Source organism: Rheinheimera tangshanensis (assembly GCF_014645135.1).
Taxonomy (GTDB): Bacteria; Pseudomonadota; Gammaproteobacteria; order Enterobacterales; family Alteromonadaceae; genus Pararheinheimera; species Pararheinheimera tangshanensis.
On sequence record NZ_BMLH01000001.1, the window covers coordinates 307,407 to 324,933 of the forward strand.

Here is a 17,527-nt window from a genome sequence, read left to right on the forward strand (position 1 = left end):
AGGAATATTTCTGAAATATTTTTAAGTATATAAATATAAAGGAGAATTTCTGATGAAATTCTCCTTGGCTTTTACAGGCTATGACGCTGAGTTTCTTAACGGCTGTGCTAAGCGGCGTTTAAACCAGATAGTCGCTGGCACACCAATCAAGCTGGGCAGCAGCCAGGGCAACATCATCCAGTGGCCTGTTAATAACTCTGCAAATAAAGCGCGCCCGCCAAAGGCAAAAAATGCGGTGTAGGCGGCTATACCAGAACCTATCATGGCTGAGGCATGTTCTATCAGCCAACGATTGGGTGTGACTGTCTTCGTGTGTAAATAACTCAGAATGCTAAAGCAGGTGACTAATGATATGCCGGCAAAGACCATCACCAGTGGCATACTAAACTGAAAACCTTGCCATGCTGCATAAGGAGCTACTACCACCAATAACCAGACGGGAGCCTGATAACTCCAGTGTTTTAATGGCTCGCGGTTTTGTTTGCATAACAGGCTGCCTGTCGCATGACGGATAGTGACCCAGCTCAGCAGGCTGAGTAAAAACAAAAACAGATTAATCAGCATCAAAAATTCTAATTTGCGCTGTGAGATCTGGCCATCAACCATCAAGCCTGCGCCTTTAATTTCTATTGGGTCAAACCAGACCATGCAAGTCATCACCAGACCACTCAAAGCCACAGCTTTCATCAGATAGGCATAATAACGACCTGATCGGCGATGCAATGCGCTACCTTTGCGGCTAAACATAGGCAACCAGAATAGTAAAAGCGCAATCACACCCAGCAGGATATGAAATTTTAATAACAGGCTGTGCAGCATAAACATCATTATTCTCCCTTAAACAGATGCTGCCAGACTAAAGCTTCAGCTGTGTTTTCGCAGGTGCCAGAAGTCAGGATGTTTCACTGTGACTTTTGGCCTATTGAGCCATTTTTGAAATCAGGCATACTGCAAAACTGAGACCTGTAAATCAGTTCAACCAAATGAAACTTAAAAACTCAATAGCATGGGATGTATTGGCTGGGTTACTGACCTGGTTTTTGGTCTTTATGCTCAGTCTTTGGCTGATGTGGCCTAATGACACACTCTGGCCGTTATGGCCCTGGGTTGTGCTTTTGTTTGCTCTCAACGGTGCTTGCTTTTATTGGGTTACCCGCAGTGACGAGCGCAATGAGCCTCTGGCTCCTTCTGCCTTAATTTGTTACATACTGCAGCTTTTGTCAGCCTTGGCACTGAACTGGATGCTACCGCTGGATTATCTGGCTATTCTGAGCATTATCTGGGTCTCAGTGTTGCCTTATCTGGTCTCGATGCGAACTGCTGTACTGATCACGCTGGCTCTGATGGCGATATGGTATGGCGTGGATGCAGCACTGGAACAACGCTCCATGTGGATCACAGGGCTGTTATTCAGCAGCTTTCACTTTTTTGCTTTGCTGATGAAACATCAGGCCCGCTCCGAACAAAAAGCTAAACAAGAATTACAGCAAACTCATCAGCACTTGTTGGCCACTCAGGATTTATTGATGATGGCATCACAACAGCAGGAGCGAACCCGGATTGCGCGGGATTTACATGACGTATTGGGGCATCATTTAACGGCTTTAACTATTAATTTGCAGGTCGCTGGCCATTTAACGCAAGGTGAAGCGAAAACCAAAGTAGAGCAATGCCATCAGATTGCTAAACTGCTGCTGTCCGATGTGCGAGAAGCGGTTAGTGCATTAAGAGAGCAGCATCAGTTTTCCGTTTATCAAGCGTTAGAGACTTTGTTGACAGATGTTCCAGGAGTGAAAGTTCACTGGGACTGCCCTGTGGATGTGGAACTGGCCGATGTAAAAGTAGCGCAGCAGTTGCTATTAATAGTGCGCGAAGCCTTGACCAATACGCTAAGACACAGTCATGCAAGTGAGTTCTATTTGTCAGTAACGCCTGCTGGGCACTTTGTTCAGTTAGTGATCTATGACAATGGCAAAGTCGCTTCGGATTGGAAACCCGGCAATGGTTTAACGGGCATGAAAGAGCGGGTTGCCTCTTGCGCCGGAACTTTACAATGGCTGGTCAAAGATAGTCATTTTCAATTACAGCTGACTTTACCTGCAGGATTGCCTTTATGACGTTACGAGTAATGCTGGTTGACGATCAAATGCTGATCCGCCAAGGCATAAAAAGTTTATTACAGCTATCTGGTGTAGTGGAAGTGGTCGCAGAAGCTCAGGATGGCTCCACTGTGGTGGAGCTGGTGCAACAGCATCAGCCAGATGTGATTTTACTCGATTTGTCTATGCCCAAAGTGGATGGAGTAGCTACGCTGGAGTTATTAAAGCAGCAGCAACTAAAAACTCCTGTGCTTATCCTGACTACTTTTGAAGAACATGATCTGGTATTAAAGAGTATTCAGCTTGGCGCTAAAGGTTATTTACTCAAAGATGTATCCTTGGACAGCTTAGTTTCAGCCATTCAAACGCTGCAGCAAGGCGGCACCTGCTTTCAAAGCACTATTACCGAACGTTTATTGTCTGGTCTGAGCCCGGTCAGTCATTTTCCCCGTCCGGCTGCAATTGAAGAATTATCAGAAAAAGAGCTGCAAATTTTGCAACTGATGGCCTCTGGTTATGCCAATAAAGAGATTGCCAGTGCGCTTTACAAATCAGAAGGCACGATAAAAAATCAGATCTCCAGCATTCTGGCTAAATTAGGCGTTCGTGACAGAACCAGAGCTGTGCTGTTAGCCTTAGAGCTTGGGTTGATCCATTAAATCGGTTTTATTCCACACCGGACTATTCCTTTGCTATGCGATAAGACTGAGCCAGAGTCACAAAGCATGCGTATACAGTTTCATATCATGCCAGGAGTTTCAGTTATGCGTTTTATTGCTTTGTTTGCCCCTCTGTTGTTGTGGGGATGTAGCCATCAGGTTCAGGATTATCAACAACAAACTCCGATTTTTAATCTGCCCGACTACTTTAATGGTTCACTGAACGCTTATGGTGTGGTTAAAAACTGGCAAGGTAAACAAAGCGTGCGCTTTGAAGCTCAGCTTTGTGGCCAATGGCAAGGCAATAAAGGAACTCTATTTGAGTTGTTCCAGTTCAGTGATGGCAGAGTTGAGCAGCGCATTTGGCAACTTGCGGTGGACAATGAAGGAAAAGTGACAGGTTCAGCTGCAGATGTCACCGGGCAGGCAAAAGGCCAACAGGCAGGTAATACCTTGTATTGGGAATATGTGTTGCAAATCCCGGACGGCGATGGCGTGATAGAGGTTAAAGTGGAAGACTGGCTCTATCTGGTTACACCCAAACAACTGATGAATCAGTCGACTTTATATAAGTTTGGTTTGCCAGTCGGTGAAATTATTTTATCTATTCAGCAGCAGGATACTACTGCAGATTGCAGCGCGTTAGAGCAGCAACTGGTGACATTAAGAGCAGGTTAAACCTGCTCTTGCTCCATGCTTTCCAGCTCTATTTTTATCGCATTGCAGGAAATCTGAATTTCATACAAAGACACCAGTAAGCTCAACATCAGACTGGCGAGGCTGGCGCCAAAAGCTATTTGGCCCGCTAAGCCCCATTGCATAAACAGAAAAAACATCGACAAGGTACAAAGTACAAAACTGATGACTCCCCAGCGCTGCATCGATCGTATTAAAAACATCCGCTGCCGCAGATTCTCTATTTGCCGTTTTGCAAGATCACGCACTTGTCCACCTTCGCGGGTATTCAGTTGACGAATAAGCTGAGCCAGCACTAAAAACCTGTTGGTATAGGCCAGTAACAACAAAGAAATCGCCGGAAACAATAAAGCGGGGGTGGTCATGGTCATCGACATAAAATCACCTGTATTCATAAAAAGAGAGACTGACTCAGTTTCCGATCATATTCGCATTAGCACTGTGCCGATAGTAGACTGAATAAAAATAACAGTGTTTTCTGTCAGCCTGTGCTTGTGTATGATGCGCAGCCACAGCTGCCAGACCGGAATGGACCAACCATGAAACAAAAAGCAAACAACTTCCAAAAGATGCGTGAACTGGGCTTTTATCAGCAAGCCGCTATAGCTGCGACCTTGCTGGAACGTATGTTGCCTAATTATCAGCTCTTTAGTGAAGTCACAGGTTTTGGTGATACGAAGTTGTGTCGCGATATTCTTAACCTGGTGTGGGAATGGTTGTTCGTTAAAAAGGTGAAAATAAACTTTGAGCGTTTATGTAACGAGTTAGAATTAGCGACTCCGGATCAGAGTCAGTTTGATATGTTTGGTGTCTATCCTGCTATTGATACGGCTACAGCACTGGATTCGATGCTCAATGGTATTCTGTCGCAGGATGCAACAGAGTTTGTTAACGTCGCCAAAATTTCTCAGGCTTCAGTTGCACGTCTTATTGAACATCAGGCCGAAGACATCGATATCACGACCGAAGCTGAATTGAAAAAGTGGGTGCGTGATCATGAACTGATGGAGTATGAGATGGATTGTCTGGCAGAGCTCATCGAGTTAGTCACCCCTTTAACTGATGGTTTTCAGCGTGAGCAAGTACAAATGCTGAAGGCGTGGGTGCGTGAACAAGGTTTGAGCAATCTGGGCATGGAGCTTGTTCCTGATATTCAAAAATCAGACGGCTAAAAGTCTTGCTGTCTGTATAAATAGTTCTTTTACAGTCAATACTTTAACTTTGTGCAGATGCCCTTAAATTTCTCTTGCATAAAGTTCACTCACTGCTTAAAATGCGCGCGCTCGAAAGGCAAGTCTCCCGAAAGGGAGTACACGCAAAGCTTCAGATCTAAGGGGTAACCTATGATGGCTGGGCTGCCGTAATCCGATGATTACGTAGGACGCATCTAAACCAGTTCGCTGGTATCAAAGCTCCTCCTTTCGTGTTCGCTGATAAATAACAGCATCACGCTGTTGTTGAAGTTTCAGCCTGTTTACACAGACCAATCAGCCTGATCGATGGATCAGTGTTAGCCAACACCGGAGCTTGTTATGAAATTTAAATTTGTTGCTTTAATCGCTATCGCCGCCGCTCAATTTGTTGCACCAATTGCTTCAGCTAATGACCAAATGGTTCAGTCTATTTGCGCATACGTAGCTGATAACAACAAAAACAACCTGCGTAAAGCTTTGTCAGATAACCGTCTGCGCTTAAAGAGCGTTTATGATGGTATCGTTTGTGACGGTTTACCTTTAGTGCGTCATGCTATCAAACACAATGCGGCGGATACTGCTGAATTTATTATCAAGCAGTTACCAGGCAGCCAGGTTGCTCAATCAGGTGATATCGAGTGGGCAACGAGCAATGGTTTTGCTTCTTCTCCTATTCTGGAAGCGATCAAAGCACGTAGCGCAAGCTAATCGAATTTGCATATAGAAAAGGCGCCTGATGGCGCCTTTTCTGTTTTCGGCTTTAAGGTTGTTGCCAGAGCCTGTAAGCCAGTTGCCCTGCTACCTTTTCTTTTAATAATACCCAATCTGCGGGCAGTTGATCCATAGCCAATTCTTTTTCTGTTTCCAGATAAACCAGAGCCCCTGACTTGAGCCAGCCTTGTTCTGCCAAAGCTTTGCAGCAAGCTAGAGCCATATTTTGCCGAAAGGGCGGATCAATAAAAACCAGATCAAACTGACGCTGTGCTGGCTTTTGCAACCACAGCAAGGTATCTGCCTGCAGAACTTCGGCTTGATCGCTGCCCAGAGTGTTCAGATGTTGTTTCAATAAGGTGGCTGCTTTGGCATCTTTTTCCAGTAAGAGCACAAAATCAGCATAGCGCGACAAAGCTTCTAGCCCTAAACTGCCGCTACCGGCAAAACAGTCCAGCACAGTGCTGCCAGCAACATCCTGCATCAACCAGTTGAACAGCGTCTCTTTGACTCTGTCTGAGGTTGGCCTCAATCCTTGCGCATCCAGGACGGGTAAACGCCGACCTTTCCATTTGCCACTGATCAGCCTGACAAAGCCAGGCCCCTGATGTGTCGGAGCAGTACTGCGACCCTTTGCTGTTTTCATTGAGTATTTTTGTCCTGCATCTTAAAGATGATACTATATGGGCCAATTTTACCTTAGTTTTCGGATCTTCTGGCAGCGACCTTTATGACAAAGCAAAATAAACTCTTCTCCTGGCTTGGTTTTGGTAAAAAAACAGAGGCTGATACGGCTGATTCCTCAGCAGAACAGCAGATCCCGGTGACAGAAAGTCAGCCCGAAACACTGCTTCCTCATGCCAAGGAGCAGGTTGCTGCAGAAATGGCAGAAGTGAAGCCTGAACCTGCAACAGCGGCTGCTATAGCGCCGGTCAGCGAGTTGCAGCCACAGCCAGCGGAACGACCTGGTTTTTTTGCCCGCTTAAAACAAGGTTTAACTAAAACCAGCCAGAATTTAGGTAATGGTTTAGCCAGTCTGTTTTTAGGTAAAAAAATTGATGAAGATTTATACGAAGAATTAGAAACCCAGTTGCTGATGGCCGATGTGGGGGTAGATACCAGTCAGAAGCTGATTAAACAGCTGGTGCAACATGCGGATCGTAAACAGCTAAAAGATGCCGATAGTCTATTTGATAAGTTGCAGCAAGAAATGGCGTTGTTGCTGGATGATGTTGAACAACCCCTGCAGCTCAAAGGGGCGGACGGTCCTTTTGTGATTCTGATGGTAGGGGTTAATGGTGTTGGTAAAACCACCACTATTGGCAAAATGGCACAGCAGTTTAAGCAACAAGGCAAGTCAGTGATGTTAGCCGCTGGTGATACCTTCAGAGCTGCAGCCGTAGAGCAATTGCAGGTGTGGGGCGAGCGTAATGCCATTCCGGTGATAGCTCAGCATAGCGGTGCAGACAGTGCTTCGGTGATTTTTGATGCCTATCAGGCAGCCAAAGCCCGTGGTGTGGATGTATTGATTGCTGACACCGCAGGTCGTTTGCAAAACAAAGCGCACTTAATGGAAGAGTTGAAAAAAATAGTCCGGGTGATGAAAAAAATCGATGCCAATGCACCGCATGAAGTGATGCTGACGCTGGATGCTGGCACAGGACAAAATGCATTAAGTCAGGCGCGTTTATTTAAAGAAGCTGTGGATATTACCGGCATCAGCTTGACCAAACTCGATGGCACGGCCAAAGGCGGTGTGATTTTCGCAATCGCTGATCAGTTTCAATTACCTATCCGCTATATAGGTGTAGGGGAGGGGATCGACGACTTACGGGTTTTCGACAGTAAAGATTTTATTAAGGCGTTGTTCGCCAGGGATCTCTGATTATGTTGCGTTTTGAGCAAGTCACAAAAAGTTATAGCGGTGGTTTTGTTGCGCTGGACAGAGTGAGTTTTCATCTGGAAAAAGGTGAAATGGCTTTTTTAACAGGCCATTCAGGTGCGGGTAAAAGTACCTTATTAAAACTGATTAGCCTGATTGAGCGTCCGACTACGGGTAAAGTCTTTATCAATGGTGTGGATTTAAGTCGGGTGAATAAAGGTCAGGTGCCTTATGTGCGCCGCGATATCGGTATGATCTTCCAAAACCATAAACTGTTGATGAACCATAGCGTGTTCGACAATGTGGCCTTGCCTCTGGTGATTGAAGGTTTCAGCGGCAAAGACATGACCAAACGTGTGCATGCGGCTTTAGATAAAGTCGGTCTTTTGGACAAGGTGCGTTGTCTGCCTCACACTTTATCTGGTGGTGAACAACAACGGGTAGGTATAGCCCGAGCTGTGGTCAATCGCCCACCTTTATTGCTGGCAGATGAACCCACAGGTAACCTGGATCCAGAGTTATCGAAAGACATTATGAATGTATTTGAAGCCTTTAATCAGGTTGGGGTTTCTGTATTGATTGCCAGCCACGATTTAAGTTTATTAGCCCGGATGCGTTACCGGACCCTGACTTTAAAAAATGGCCGCATGATCAACGATGGCTTAACGTCCTCTGGAGCCGACGAATGAGTATTTTATTTCAAGGCCGGGCTACAGGCGCCACTGCAGTGAAACAAAGTCTGTGGAATAAATTTGTGATGTTTTGGATACATCATCTGCGCCAGGCACTGACCAGTTTAGGTGAAATCTGGCTGACTCCGGCGTCGTCTTTATTAACAGTGGCTGTGCTTGGGGTCAGTTTAACTTTACCTGTGACTTTGCATTTGATGGTGAAAAACCTGCAACAGGTCAGCACCAGTGTCGATCAGGCAGCACAAATCAGTTTGTTTTTAAAAGCGGACACCAATGAAACTCAGATAGCTGAACTGATAGCCTTGTTGCAAGCCAACCCTGAAGTAGCTGATGTGCAGTTTATTGATAAAAGTCAGGCGTTGGCTGAATTCACCGCGGAGTCAGGTTTTGGTGACGCATTAAGTTATATCGAAGACAATCCTTTACCTCATGTGATGCTGGTCAGTCCCAGAAATACCTCCAGTGTGGCAGCTTCAGCTTTATTAGCTTCCCTGCAACAAGAGCGCTATGTCGAGTTGGCCAAACTGGATATAGGCTGGTTAGAACGACTGGATGCTATTGTCAGTTTGGTACGTCAGGTGGCTATTGCTGTCGCTTTGCTGCTGATGGTGGCTGTACTTTTGGTCGTGGGTAATACCATTCGATTGATGATCCTGAATAAAAAAGATGAAATCGAAGTAATGAAACTGGTCGGTGCGACCAACAGCTATATCCAACGGCCTTTTTTATATACAGGAATTTGGCTGGGTTTTTTCGGCGGCATTCTGACGTTTTTAATCGAGGAAGTACTGCTGTGGTGGTTAAAGCAGGGCATAGCCAATGTGACTCAATTGTATGAAAGCACTTTTACTCTGCAACCTTTGAGCCTGTCAGAGCTCGGCTATTTGTTATTGGTTGCTGTAGCCTTAGGTTTTGTTGGTTCCTTTTTGGCCGTACGTCGCAATATCAGCCAGATTGAAGCTACAGGCCTTTAACTGAGTGGAGTAGCGGGGTTAATGCTGCTGCACTGTCAGTAAGCGTTGCCCCCATTCCACCGCCTCAAAATACACCAGATTTAAATCCACTGTCTCCGGCACCATGCTGGACGATAGTTCAGTTTGTTGTTGCCACAACCCCTGTTCAAAAGTACGTTCTACTTTGAGGTAATCTGCCAGCACCCCTCTGTGTTCAAGCAGTGCGGCTTTTATTTCAGGCAACAAAGGTAGCTGTGCCAACAACTCTTCCAGCGGTTGTTCCAACAGAGCATCCACCAAAGAAAATAAACCTGTTAAAAAGGCTGCTGGCGGATTTTCTGAATCGCCGCGAATATTTGCCAGGCGATCACAAAATCGTGCACGGATCAGTGACATCACTAAAAGCTCATCGGATTGGCCTTCGGCCAGATTGGCCAACGCCAGCAGGGAAATAAACTTTTTTAGTTCAGCTTCGCCCATATACACCATGGCGTGTTTTAGTGAGCCTATGCATTGTTTACGGGCAAAGTTGGCGCTGTTGATAAAACGCAGCAACTTATAGGACAAATCCAAATCGCGTTCGACAATAGCTGCCAGACCATCAAAATTCAGCCTTACCTTGCTGGATTCGCTGATGAGCGCCAGCAGGTTCAGTTTATTACTGCCTAGTTGTTTGTGTTTCAGCATCTCAGGGCGAGCGAAAAAATAGCCCTGATACAAATCAAAGCCCAGTTGCTTTAGTTGCTCGTATTCATCGGCGGTTTCTACTTTTTCCGCTAGCAAAGTGACAGGGTATTTGGCGATGCGACGCAGATATTTACTGATTTGCAGCATATTAAACATCCGTACATCGACTTTAATAATACTGACATAAGGCAAGAATACGTCCCACTTGGCGTCAAAATCGTGGTCGTCCAATGCCAGCCGATAGCCCATTTTATGCAATTCTTTACAGGCGGTCAGTAGTTCATCACTGATAGGCACTGTTTCGAGAATTTCGATCACCATGCTCTTTGGATCGATAGAAGTAGGAAAGTGGTGAATTAAAGTGTCTGCGGAAAAGTTAATAAAAGCTTGTTTGCCACTAGTGATTTTTTCAACTCCCAATAACAAATGGTGTTGAGTAATCAACTTAGATGTTGCTTCATCAGCATTCACGTTCGGAAAGCTGTTATTTACACCATCTCTAAATAACAGTTCATAGCCTGTTACGGCTTTTTGGCGGTCGAAAATAGGCTGACGAGCAACATAACAGTACATAAAAAAGACCTTAGCTGGTTATTGTTTTTTTCATTAGTCTAGGCTTTAAGTTCTAAATTTATCATATAAGAAAAATGCAGCTTTATATATGAATTGATATTATTAAAAAGTCGGGCTTATACAATTAGGATCTTAAAAGAAGCAAATTTCTTTTAGCACTCTCAGTCAAAGAGTGCTAAGATTTGACCCAATCAAGCGATTAAGGGGTAATTACATGATTCAGACTTCTCAAATGAAGACTCTGACAGTGGCTGGAAGTGGCAGCCTTGAAGCATATACTCATGCGGTAAGTACCATTCCTATGCTCACAGCGGAAGAAGAACGTTCTTTAGCTGAAAAATTACAACAAGACGGTGATTTGGAAGCAGCCCGTGTGCTGATTATGTCTCACCTTCGATTCGTGGTGCATATCGCCCGCAGTTACTCAGGTTATGGTTTACCTATCAGTGATCTGATCCAGGAAGGCAATATCGGCCTGATGAAGGCTGTGAAACGTTTTGATCCCTCTGTGGGCGTGCGTTTGGTCTCTTTTGCCGTGCATTGGATCAAGGCCGAAATTCATGAGTTTGTGCTGAAGAACTGGCGCATTGTCAAAGTCGCGACCACTAAAGCGCAACGTAAGTTGTTCTTTAATCTGCGTAAAGCTAAAAAACATTTAGGTTGGTTTAGTAAAGAGGAAGTGCAAAACGTTGCTGATTCCTTAGGCGTTCCTGTGCACGAAGTGTTGGAAATGGAATCCCGCATGAGCAATCATGATATGCCTTTTGATGCTTCGGACGATGAGGACGAAAGCAATTACACTGCACCAGTATTTTACTTGCAGGATAAAGGCTCTGATTTAGCTAACCGTATTGAAGAAGACCAATGGGATAACGCTTCAGTGGACCGCCTGCAAGCTGCAGTTCGTACTCTGGATGAGCGTAGTCAGGATATTATCCGTGCACGCTGGTTAGATGATCAGAAACTGACATTGCAGGAATTAGCTGACCGTTATCAAGTGTCTGCTGAACGTGTGCGTCAGTTAGAGAAAAATGCGATGAAGAAACTGCAGTCTGCAATGGCTGCTTAATGGTTACTTCTGCAGTAAAAGAAAGCCCTGACTAGTCAGGGCTTTTTGCTTTTGGTGTCGATTCACTAAAAGCTGCTTCCTAACTGATAGAAGGGCACAGACCGCACTGGTGTTATAGCGGGTTTTGATAAAATCCAGTGTTTTGGAATGAATACCGCCGTTGGTTTAATCTCAGCTAAAGTCAACGGATTCAGCAGCTCGGGTATCTCCCATTGCTGGCTGTACATGGCAATAATAGCTGCAGGCTCTTCGATGGCGGGAACAAAGACGGGCTCTGTCATGTCTGTTTTTGGGCTAGGTATGGCGCTGTTTTGTGTCTTACTCAGGTGCGCGAGCTGTACAGGATGCTGTTCTGGTAAAGATAAAGGTACATCAGCAGTTTGTGCTGCAGTTGTCACCGGATAATCGGCAGGTAGTAAGGCCGATAACTTCACAACTTCAAGACCTTGTGTGGTTAAGCTGGCTAAGTTTTTTTTCAGATAAGCGTAGGTTTCGGGATAAGGATGACCAATGGCTATTGCAGACTGATGCTGCTTGGCTAATTTGATCATCAGCTTAAATTGTTTATCTAAGGCCTGATAAGAGCGATCATTATCCAGAAATATCTGCCGGGTCAGTAGTGGCATCTGATGCTTTTGGGCATAGATACCCGCCTGACTACGGGCTGTTGTTTTGCTGTCGAGGAAAAATAGCTGACGTTTCGCAATGTAGCCTAAGGTCCAATCCATGACATCAGCTTGTTCTGTAAAGTAACTACCCATATGGTTGTTGACACCTATGGCGTAAGGAACATCAGCAAAAGCTGCCTGCAGTTTTTGCTCGATTTGGCTGCGGTTCATCGTCACTTTTAACGCATTTTTACTCAAATCAGCGCGACGTGCTGACTCCATCGGCATATGCAAAATTACATCCCGACGCTTTTGATAGGCAGCTTTGGCTACTGCATGGCTATGGGGGGTATGAGGAATGACAGCAAAGGTCAGCTCATAAGGCAAGTCCAACAGCTTGTAGTCAATTTGGTGGTAACCAATATCGTCTATCACAATGGCCACTTTGGCTGCGAGAACTGGCAAACTGCAAAGCGCAAAGGCTAAGCTCAGTACATACTTCATTCACTAAGATCCTGCGCGTTTTTGTAACCAGGTAATAGGGTTAATGGCTGCACCCTTTTGCCGGATCTCAAAATACAATCCAGCCTGAGCCTGACCACCACTGGCACCGACTAAAGCCACGGCTTCACTAGCGTTGACCGACTCCCCAGGTTTCTTTAATAAAGTTTGGTTGTGGCCATACAGGCTCATGACGCCATTGCCGTGGTCCAGCACTATGACCCAGCCATAACCTTTGAGCCAGTCAGCATAAATCACCTGACCATCAGCTACAGCTTTTACTTTGGAGCCTTCAGCTGCCGCTATTAAAATACCACGCGAGCTGACCCCTGCCAGACGTTTTTCGCCATACCCCTGCAGAATGTCGCCTTGTACAGGCCAGGGCAATTTGCCTTTGGTTTTCGGCAGATTGATCCGTTTTTTGGCTGCGATAGCGGCAGCTTTTAATTTACCTAAGGTGTTTTGCAAGCTTTGTTCGTTTTGTTTCAGGTAGTCCAGTTGTTGTTCCTGATCCGTCAAAAAGCTCTTCATCTTTTTCACTGACGCCAACTGACTGGTTTTGGCTTCCATCAGTTCCTGCTGCTGCTCTTTCAGCTGGGCCTGCAATTCTTGTTGTTGTTCTACTTTGTGCTGCAAGTCCATTTCCACTTGCTTTAATGCTTCAGCCGTTTGTTCTATTTTGGTGATTTGCTGCATGCGAGCCTGATTCAGGTACTGATAATAAGTCAGCACCCGTTCCAGCTTGTTGCTGTCTTGCTGGTTGAGCAGCATCTTGGTGTAATCGTGCTCGCCCGTAATGAAAGCGCCTTTGAGCTGCTGCGCCAACAAGGATTTTTGCAACTCAAAACTTTGTTGCAGTTGCTGTTGTTCTAATTCCAGCTGCTGTTGTTGTTGCTGTACTTTGGTAAGTTCTTCATTGCTTTGCCGAATTTGCCGGGCTAGTTTAGCCAGTGATTGGTCGGCAGATTTCAATAAATCCTGAGCTTTACTAAAAGCTTTTTGTTGCTGCTGCAGTTCTTTTTCTGTTTTCTTAATTTGTCCTTTGAGCTGCGACAGTTCTTGCTGCACCTCTTTCTGATCCTGAGCTGCGACACTGGCTGTGCCTAAACAGAGCAGCAGAGCTAAGCTCTGCTGCATCTTTACTCTGTACTTCAAACGTCTTGCCGGCATTAATGTGTCTTCATCAGAATTTTACCTGTCATTTCAGCAGGTACAGGCATGCCCATCAAGTGCAGCATAGTTGGTGCTATATCACTTAAAATACCGCCAGGTGTCACTGTAGCGGGGCGGCCAACATAAATCAGTGGCACAGGATCGCTGGTATGGGCGGTGTGAGCCTGCCCTGATTCGGGATCCATCATTTGTTCAGCGTTACCATGATCGGCGGTAATTAAACATTCGCCGCCCACTTGCTGTAAGGCTTCGACTACGCGGCCAATACAGTGATCCACAGCTTCCACTGCTTTGATAGCGGCAGATAAAATACCAGTGTGGCCGACCATATCGCCATTTGGATAGTTACAAATGATCACATCAAAGTCGCCACTGTGAATGGCGTCCACCAGTTTGTTGGTCAGTTCGGTGGAATTCATTTCTGGCTGCAAATCGTAAGTGGCCACATTCGGCGATGGCACCAGAATACGTTGCTCACCGTTAAATACATCTTCACGACCTCCACTGAAAAAGAACGTGACGTGAGCGTATTTTTCGGTTTCGGAAATACGTAATTGAGTTTTGTTGTGTTTGGCCAGCCATTCACCCAGGACATTGTCCAGGCTCTCTGGTGGATAAGCGCAAGGCGCTTTGATATCAGCAGCGTATTCAGTCAGCATCACAAAGCTGGCCAGCTCTGGTTGATAGTCACGTTGAAAGCCTGTGAAGTCGCTATCAATAAAAGCACGGCTGAATTGACGGGCGCGGTCGGCTCGGAAGTTCATAAAAATCAGGCTATCGCCCCGCTGCATTTTAATGACATCACCACTTGCATTTTTAACGGCGGTGGCCTTAACAAACTCATCATTTTCATCGCGGCTGTAGGCGGCTTTTAATGCCTCTACCGCTGTTGTTGCAGTGTATTCGGCTTTGCCCTGCGTCAGTAAATCGTAAGCGGCTTGTACACGGTCCCAGCGTTTATCGCGGTCCATCGCATAATAACGGCCTATCACAGAGGCCACCTGGCCTACGCCAATAGCTTTAAAGTGCTCTTCGACTCGTTGTAATGACGCTTCAGCGCTGCGGGGTGGGGTATCGCGGCCGTCTAAAAAGGCATGCAGGTAAATTTCAGTCGCACCTTGTTGTTTGGCTAAATCAATCATCGCAATAATATGGTCTTCGTGACTGTGCACGCCCCCCGGAGAGAGCAGGCCCATCAAATGCACGGCTTTGCCATGGCGCACTGCGGCTTGTGTCGCCTCAACCAACACAGGGTTGGTAAAAAAATCACCGTCAGCAATGGCTTTGGTGATGCGGGTAAAGTCCTGATAAACCACCCGGCCAGAACCTAAATTAACATGGCCTACTTCAGAGTTACCCATCTGACCATCCGGCAAACCGACGTCCAGACCAGAGCCAGAAATCAGCGTATGAGGATACTCTGCCCATAGTTTGTCCATGACCGGGGTATTGGCTTGTAAAATGGCATTGGATTCACGTTCTTCTCTGTATCCCCATCCGTCCAATATCAGTAAGACTAACGGCTTTTTCGGCTGCATACTCATGGCTCCGTGCTTTGTCATTTAAAGATGCTTTGATAGCCTATCTTACCTTGTTTTCGCTGTGAAAACAGTGACGAAATAGTACGGATAGGGCTTCAATGCTGCATTCTTTTATCAAACTAGGTATACTCGGCCGCAAAGTTTTGCTCCTGAAATGAAACAGAATGGTGTTTATGCAGCAATATATTGATTTTTTAAGTAATCATCCTTACCTGACTGCCGCGTGGGTGGCATTGTTTTTAGCTTTAATTGTGAGTTGGGTGAAGTCGTTAACCTCTTCGGTAAAACAAATTACTCCCACTCAGCTCACCTTACTGGTGAACAGAGAAGATGCGACTGTCATCGACATTCGTGCTGAGGCTGATTTTAAGAAAGGCCATATCACTGGTGCCCGTCACCTGAGCGCGGAACAAATTAACACTCAGGCTACAACTGGGCTTGAAAACAAAAAAGACGCACCCATCATAGTAGTGTGTCAGGCGGGTATGTCTGCACAAGGCGTCGCTGCTAAGCTGAACAAACAAGGCTTTGCCAAGGTTTTTGTTCTGCAAGGTGGCATGAATACCTGGACAGGTGCAAACCTGCCGGTGGTTAAAAAGTAAGTCGGAGCAAAGATGGCACAAGTCACTATTTACACTAAGGCCTATTGTCCTTATTGTGTTCGCGCTAAGGCGTTATTAGGCCAAAAAGGTGTGCAGTTTGACGAGATTAAAATCGACGAGCAGCCAGAACTGCGTCCCGCTATGATTGAACGTGCCAATGGCCGTACCACAGTGCCGCAAATTTTTATCGGCGATACTCATGTAGGTGGTTGTGACGATCTTTTTGCATTGGAAAATGCCGGTACTTTGAATTCGATGCTCTCTGCTTAAGCGCAGAGGGGTTTCAGCTTTCACTCATTATTATTAAAACTAGGATTTATCATGGCCGAACAACAAGCCGCTGAACAATTTGCTATCCAGCGTATTTACGTCAAAGACATTTCTTATGAGTCACCTAATGCGCCGGCAATATTCCGTAAAGAGTGGCAGCCAGCTATTCAATTAGATTTAGATACCCGCAGTGAAAAGTTAGACGACAATACCTTCGAAGTGGTGTTATCTCTGACTGTGACAGCTCGTATTGAGGAAGAAGTAGCGTTTTTATGTGAAGTTCAGCAGGCTGGTATTTTCAGCGTGCCTGTGCTGGAAGATGCTCAAATGGCGCATATGTTAGCTTCTTTCTGCCCAAATATCCTGTTCCCATATGCCCGTGAAGCAGTGTCTAATCTGGTAAACCGTGGTACTTTCCCGCAACTGAATCTGGCACCTGTGAATTTTGATGCCTTATTTGCTCAATACGTGCAAAAACGTCAGGCTGAAGCTCAGGCCCAGCAAGGCGTAGAACTACAGTCTTAAGATGAACGCTGCAATTGCTGTGTTAGGGGCGGGCTCATATGGGACCGCCCTTGCCATTTCACTGGCTCGTAATGGTAATCCAACTCTGTTGTGGGGACGCAACGCGGATGATATCCGCGTCATGGCCGAGCAACGGGTTAATCAACGTTATTTGCCTGATATCCGCTTGCCTGATTCTCTGGCTGTGACTGACGATTTGGCGTATGCCGTAAGCTCTTGTCGGGATATCTTATTGTCCGTGCCAAGCCATGCTTTTGCAGACACCTTAAAGCAAATAAAACCTTATTTGCAGCCTGCAGCTCGTGTGGCTTGGGCGACTAAGGGTCTTGAACCAGAAACCGGTCGTTTACTGCAGGATGTCGCCAAAGAAATTCTGGGTGAAGACATCTCTTTAGCTGTGCTGTCAGGCCCGACTTTTGCCAAAGAGCTGGCTAAAGGTTTACCAACAGCGATTTCTTTGTCCTCTACCGACCCCGAATTTATCGCCGCTTTATCCGATTTATTGCATTGCACTAAAACCTTCAGGGTTTATACCAATCCTGACTTTATCGGCGTACAGCTCGGTGGTGCAGTGAAAAATGTCATTGCTATAGGCGCTGGTATGGCCGACGGTATAGGTTTCGGCGCCAATGCCCGTACAGCATTGATCACTCGTGGTTTAACAGAAATGTGCCGTTTAGGTTGTGCTTTGGGCGCAAAAAAAGAAACCTTTATGGGCATGGCTGGTTTAGGCGATCTGGTTTTAACCTGTACAGATAATCAATCCCGCAACAGACGTTTCGGTTTGTTGTTAGGTGAAGGCAAAGGCGTAGACGAAGCCATGACGACCATAGGTCAGGTGGTGGAAGGCTATCGCAATGCCAAAGAAGTCTTTAATCTGGCACAACGTGTTGGTGTAGAGATGCCTATTACCGAGCAAATCTATCAGGTGTTGTATCAGGGTAAAGATGCCCGGTTAGCGGCGATGGACTTACTCGGCCGCGAAAAACGCGACGAATAAAATACCCGTCGTATTTGGTGCCTCAGCGTTGTTGCCTGCACTCTCTCGCCCCAGTCACATAGTAATCTATGTTCCTGGGGGCTCGCTCCTTTG

General features: G+C 45.9%; 20 protein-coding genes and 1 riboswitch. Of the genes, 13 read left to right on the forward strand and 7 right to left on the reverse strand.

The genetic code is table 11. The annotated features are described in order from the left end of the window. Window positions 1–78: 78 nt before the first annotated feature. Window positions 79–828, reverse strand: coding sequence for a DUF2306 domain-containing protein (locus IEW88_RS01395; protein ID WP_147903022.1), 750 nt, complete (start codon window positions 826–828; stop codon window positions 79–81). A 155-nt stretch (window positions 829–983) separates the two neighbouring features. Here IEW88_RS01395 and IEW88_RS01400 point away from each other — a divergent pair, with 155 nt between their 5' ends. The 3 genes from IEW88_RS01400 (at window position 984) to IEW88_RS01410 (ending at window position 3,436) form a co-directional block, all read left to right on the forward strand. After that, window positions 984–2,117, forward strand: a complete 1,134-nt coding sequence (locus tag IEW88_RS01400) for a sensor histidine kinase (RefSeq protein ID WP_147903021.1) — start codon at window positions 984–986, stop codon at window positions 2,115–2,117. Continuing rightward, window positions 2,114–2,758 (forward strand): response regulator, encoded by a 645-nt coding sequence (locus IEW88_RS01405; protein WP_053423847.1) that lies wholly within the window; start codon window positions 2,114–2,116, stop codon window positions 2,756–2,758. The genes IEW88_RS01400 and IEW88_RS01405 overlap by 4 nt, the downstream gene beginning before the upstream one ends. Before the next feature lie 105 nt (window positions 2,759–2,863). Then, window positions 2,864–3,436 carry a DUF3833 domain-containing protein gene (locus IEW88_RS01410; protein WP_147903020.1) on the forward strand — a complete coding sequence of 191 codons (573 nt, stop codon included), beginning with the start codon at window positions 2,864–2,866 and terminating at the stop codon, window positions 3,434–3,436. On the opposite strand, the gene IEW88_RS01415 is transcribed toward IEW88_RS01410, so the two are convergent. Next, window positions 3,433–3,831, reverse strand: a complete 399-nt coding sequence (locus tag IEW88_RS01415; protein WP_221411348.1) for a DUF2721 domain-containing protein — start codon at window positions 3,829–3,831, stop codon at window positions 3,433–3,435. The genes IEW88_RS01410 and IEW88_RS01415 overlap by 4 nt on opposite strands. Before the next feature lie 162 nt (window positions 3,832–3,993). Here IEW88_RS01415 and IEW88_RS01420 point away from each other — a divergent pair, with 162 nt between their 5' ends. Both IEW88_RS01420 and IEW88_RS01425 read left to right on the forward strand, forming a co-directional pair. Continuing rightward, window positions 3,994–4,626 (forward strand): YjaG family protein, encoded by a 633-nt coding sequence (locus IEW88_RS01420; RefSeq protein ID WP_147903019.1) that lies wholly within the window; start codon window positions 3,994–3,996, stop codon window positions 4,624–4,626. Between the two features lie 107 nt (window positions 4,627–4,733). Then, window positions 4,734–4,817, forward strand: a riboswitch (cyclic di-GMP riboswitch). A gap of 169 nt (window positions 4,818–4,986) precedes the next feature. Beyond that, window positions 4,987–5,355 (forward strand): DUF3718 domain-containing protein, encoded by a 369-nt coding sequence (locus IEW88_RS01425; protein WP_147903018.1) that lies wholly within the window; start codon window positions 4,987–4,989, stop codon window positions 5,353–5,355. Window positions 5,356–5,407: 52 nt separating this feature from the next. Here the strand turns inward: IEW88_RS01425 and rsmD are convergent, their stop codons facing one another. Beyond that, window positions 5,408–6,004 (reverse strand): 16S rRNA (guanine(966)-N(2))-methyltransferase RsmD, encoded by a 597-nt coding sequence (rsmD, locus tag IEW88_RS01430; protein WP_147903017.1) that lies wholly within the window; start codon window positions 6,002–6,004, stop codon window positions 5,408–5,410. A gap of 84 nt (window positions 6,005–6,088) precedes the next feature. On the opposite strand from rsmD, the gene ftsY reads away from it, so the two are divergent. Genes ftsY through ftsX form a run of 3 tightly spaced genes read left to right on the forward strand, consistent with a single transcriptional unit; the run spans window position 6,089 to window position 8,906 of the window. After that, window positions 6,089–7,243, forward strand: a complete 1,155-nt coding sequence (gene ftsY, locus IEW88_RS01435; protein WP_147903016.1) for a signal recognition particle-docking protein FtsY — start codon at window positions 6,089–6,091, stop codon at window positions 7,241–7,243. Window positions 7,244–7,245: 2 nt separating this feature from the next. Further along, window positions 7,246–7,929, forward strand: a complete 684-nt coding sequence (gene ftsE / locus IEW88_RS01440; RefSeq protein WP_053423852.1) for a cell division ATP-binding protein FtsE — start codon at window positions 7,246–7,248, stop codon at window positions 7,927–7,929. Further along, the gene (gene ftsX, locus IEW88_RS01445; protein WP_147903015.1) at window positions 7,926–8,906 is read left to right on the forward strand and encodes a permease-like cell division protein FtsX; all 981 of its coding nucleotides are present in this window, start codon (window positions 7,926–7,928) and stop codon (window positions 8,904–8,906) included. Before ftsE ends, ftsX begins: the two co-directional genes overlap by 4 nt. An 18-nt stretch (window positions 8,907–8,924) precedes the next feature. Here ftsX and IEW88_RS01450 read toward each other — a convergent pair whose 3' ends face one another. Next, window positions 8,925–10,145: an EAL and HDOD domain-containing protein gene (locus IEW88_RS01450; protein ID WP_147903014.1), complete on the reverse strand. Its 1,221-nt coding sequence runs from the start codon at window positions 10,143–10,145 to the stop codon at window positions 8,925–8,927. Window positions 10,146–10,359: 214 nt separating this feature from the next. Between IEW88_RS01450 and rpoH the strand changes: the two genes are divergently transcribed. Beyond that, window positions 10,360–11,214 (forward strand): RNA polymerase sigma factor RpoH, encoded by an 855-nt coding sequence (gene rpoH, locus IEW88_RS01455; RefSeq protein ID WP_147903013.1) that lies wholly within the window; start codon window positions 10,360–10,362, stop codon window positions 11,212–11,214. Window positions 11,215–11,279: 65 nt separating this feature from the next. Here rpoH and IEW88_RS01460 read toward each other — a convergent pair whose 3' ends face one another. Genes IEW88_RS01460 through gpmM form a run of 3 tightly spaced genes read right to left on the reverse strand, consistent with a single transcriptional unit; the run spans window position 11,280 to window position 15,058 of the window. Beyond that, complete coding sequence (locus tag IEW88_RS01460; protein WP_147903012.1) at window positions 11,280–12,326, reverse strand: divergent polysaccharide deacetylase family protein; 1,047 nt, start codon at window positions 12,324–12,326, stop codon at window positions 11,280–11,282. A gap of 3 nt (window positions 12,327–12,329) precedes the next feature. Beyond that, window positions 12,330–13,493 carry a murein hydrolase activator EnvC family protein gene (locus IEW88_RS01465; protein WP_229670226.1) on the reverse strand — a complete coding sequence of 388 codons (1,164 nt, stop codon included), beginning with the start codon at window positions 13,491–13,493 and terminating at the stop codon, window positions 12,330–12,332. After that, complete coding sequence (gpmM, locus tag IEW88_RS01470; RefSeq protein WP_229670233.1) at window positions 13,493–15,058, reverse strand: 2,3-bisphosphoglycerate-independent phosphoglycerate mutase; 1,566 nt, start codon at window positions 15,056–15,058, stop codon at window positions 13,493–13,495. Before gpmM ends, IEW88_RS01465 begins: the two co-directional genes overlap by 1 nt. Window positions 15,059–15,210: 152 nt before the next feature. On the opposite strand from gpmM, the gene IEW88_RS01475 reads away from it, so the two are divergent. The 4 genes from IEW88_RS01475 to gpsA are packed head-to-tail and all read left to right on the forward strand — an operon-like array spanning window position 15,211 to window position 17,434. Next, window positions 15,211–15,639, forward strand: a complete 429-nt coding sequence (locus IEW88_RS01475; protein WP_053423933.1) for a rhodanese-like domain-containing protein — start codon at window positions 15,211–15,213, stop codon at window positions 15,637–15,639. 12 nt (window positions 15,640–15,651) lie between these two features. Next, window positions 15,652–15,909, forward strand: a complete 258-nt coding sequence (gene grxC / locus IEW88_RS01480; protein ID WP_127685103.1) for a glutaredoxin 3 — start codon at window positions 15,652–15,654, stop codon at window positions 15,907–15,909. A gap of 51 nt (window positions 15,910–15,960) precedes the next feature. After that, window positions 15,961–16,434 (forward strand): protein-export chaperone SecB, encoded by a 474-nt coding sequence (gene secB, locus IEW88_RS01485; protein ID WP_127685104.1) that lies wholly within the window; start codon window positions 15,961–15,963, stop codon window positions 16,432–16,434. Window position 16,435: 1 nt separating this feature from the next. After that, window positions 16,436–17,434 carry an NAD(P)H-dependent glycerol-3-phosphate dehydrogenase gene (gene gpsA, locus IEW88_RS01490; protein ID WP_147903011.1) on the forward strand — a complete coding sequence of 333 codons (999 nt, stop codon included), beginning with the start codon at window positions 16,436–16,438 and terminating at the stop codon, window positions 17,432–17,434. Window positions 17,435–17,527 lie beyond the last annotated feature (93 nt).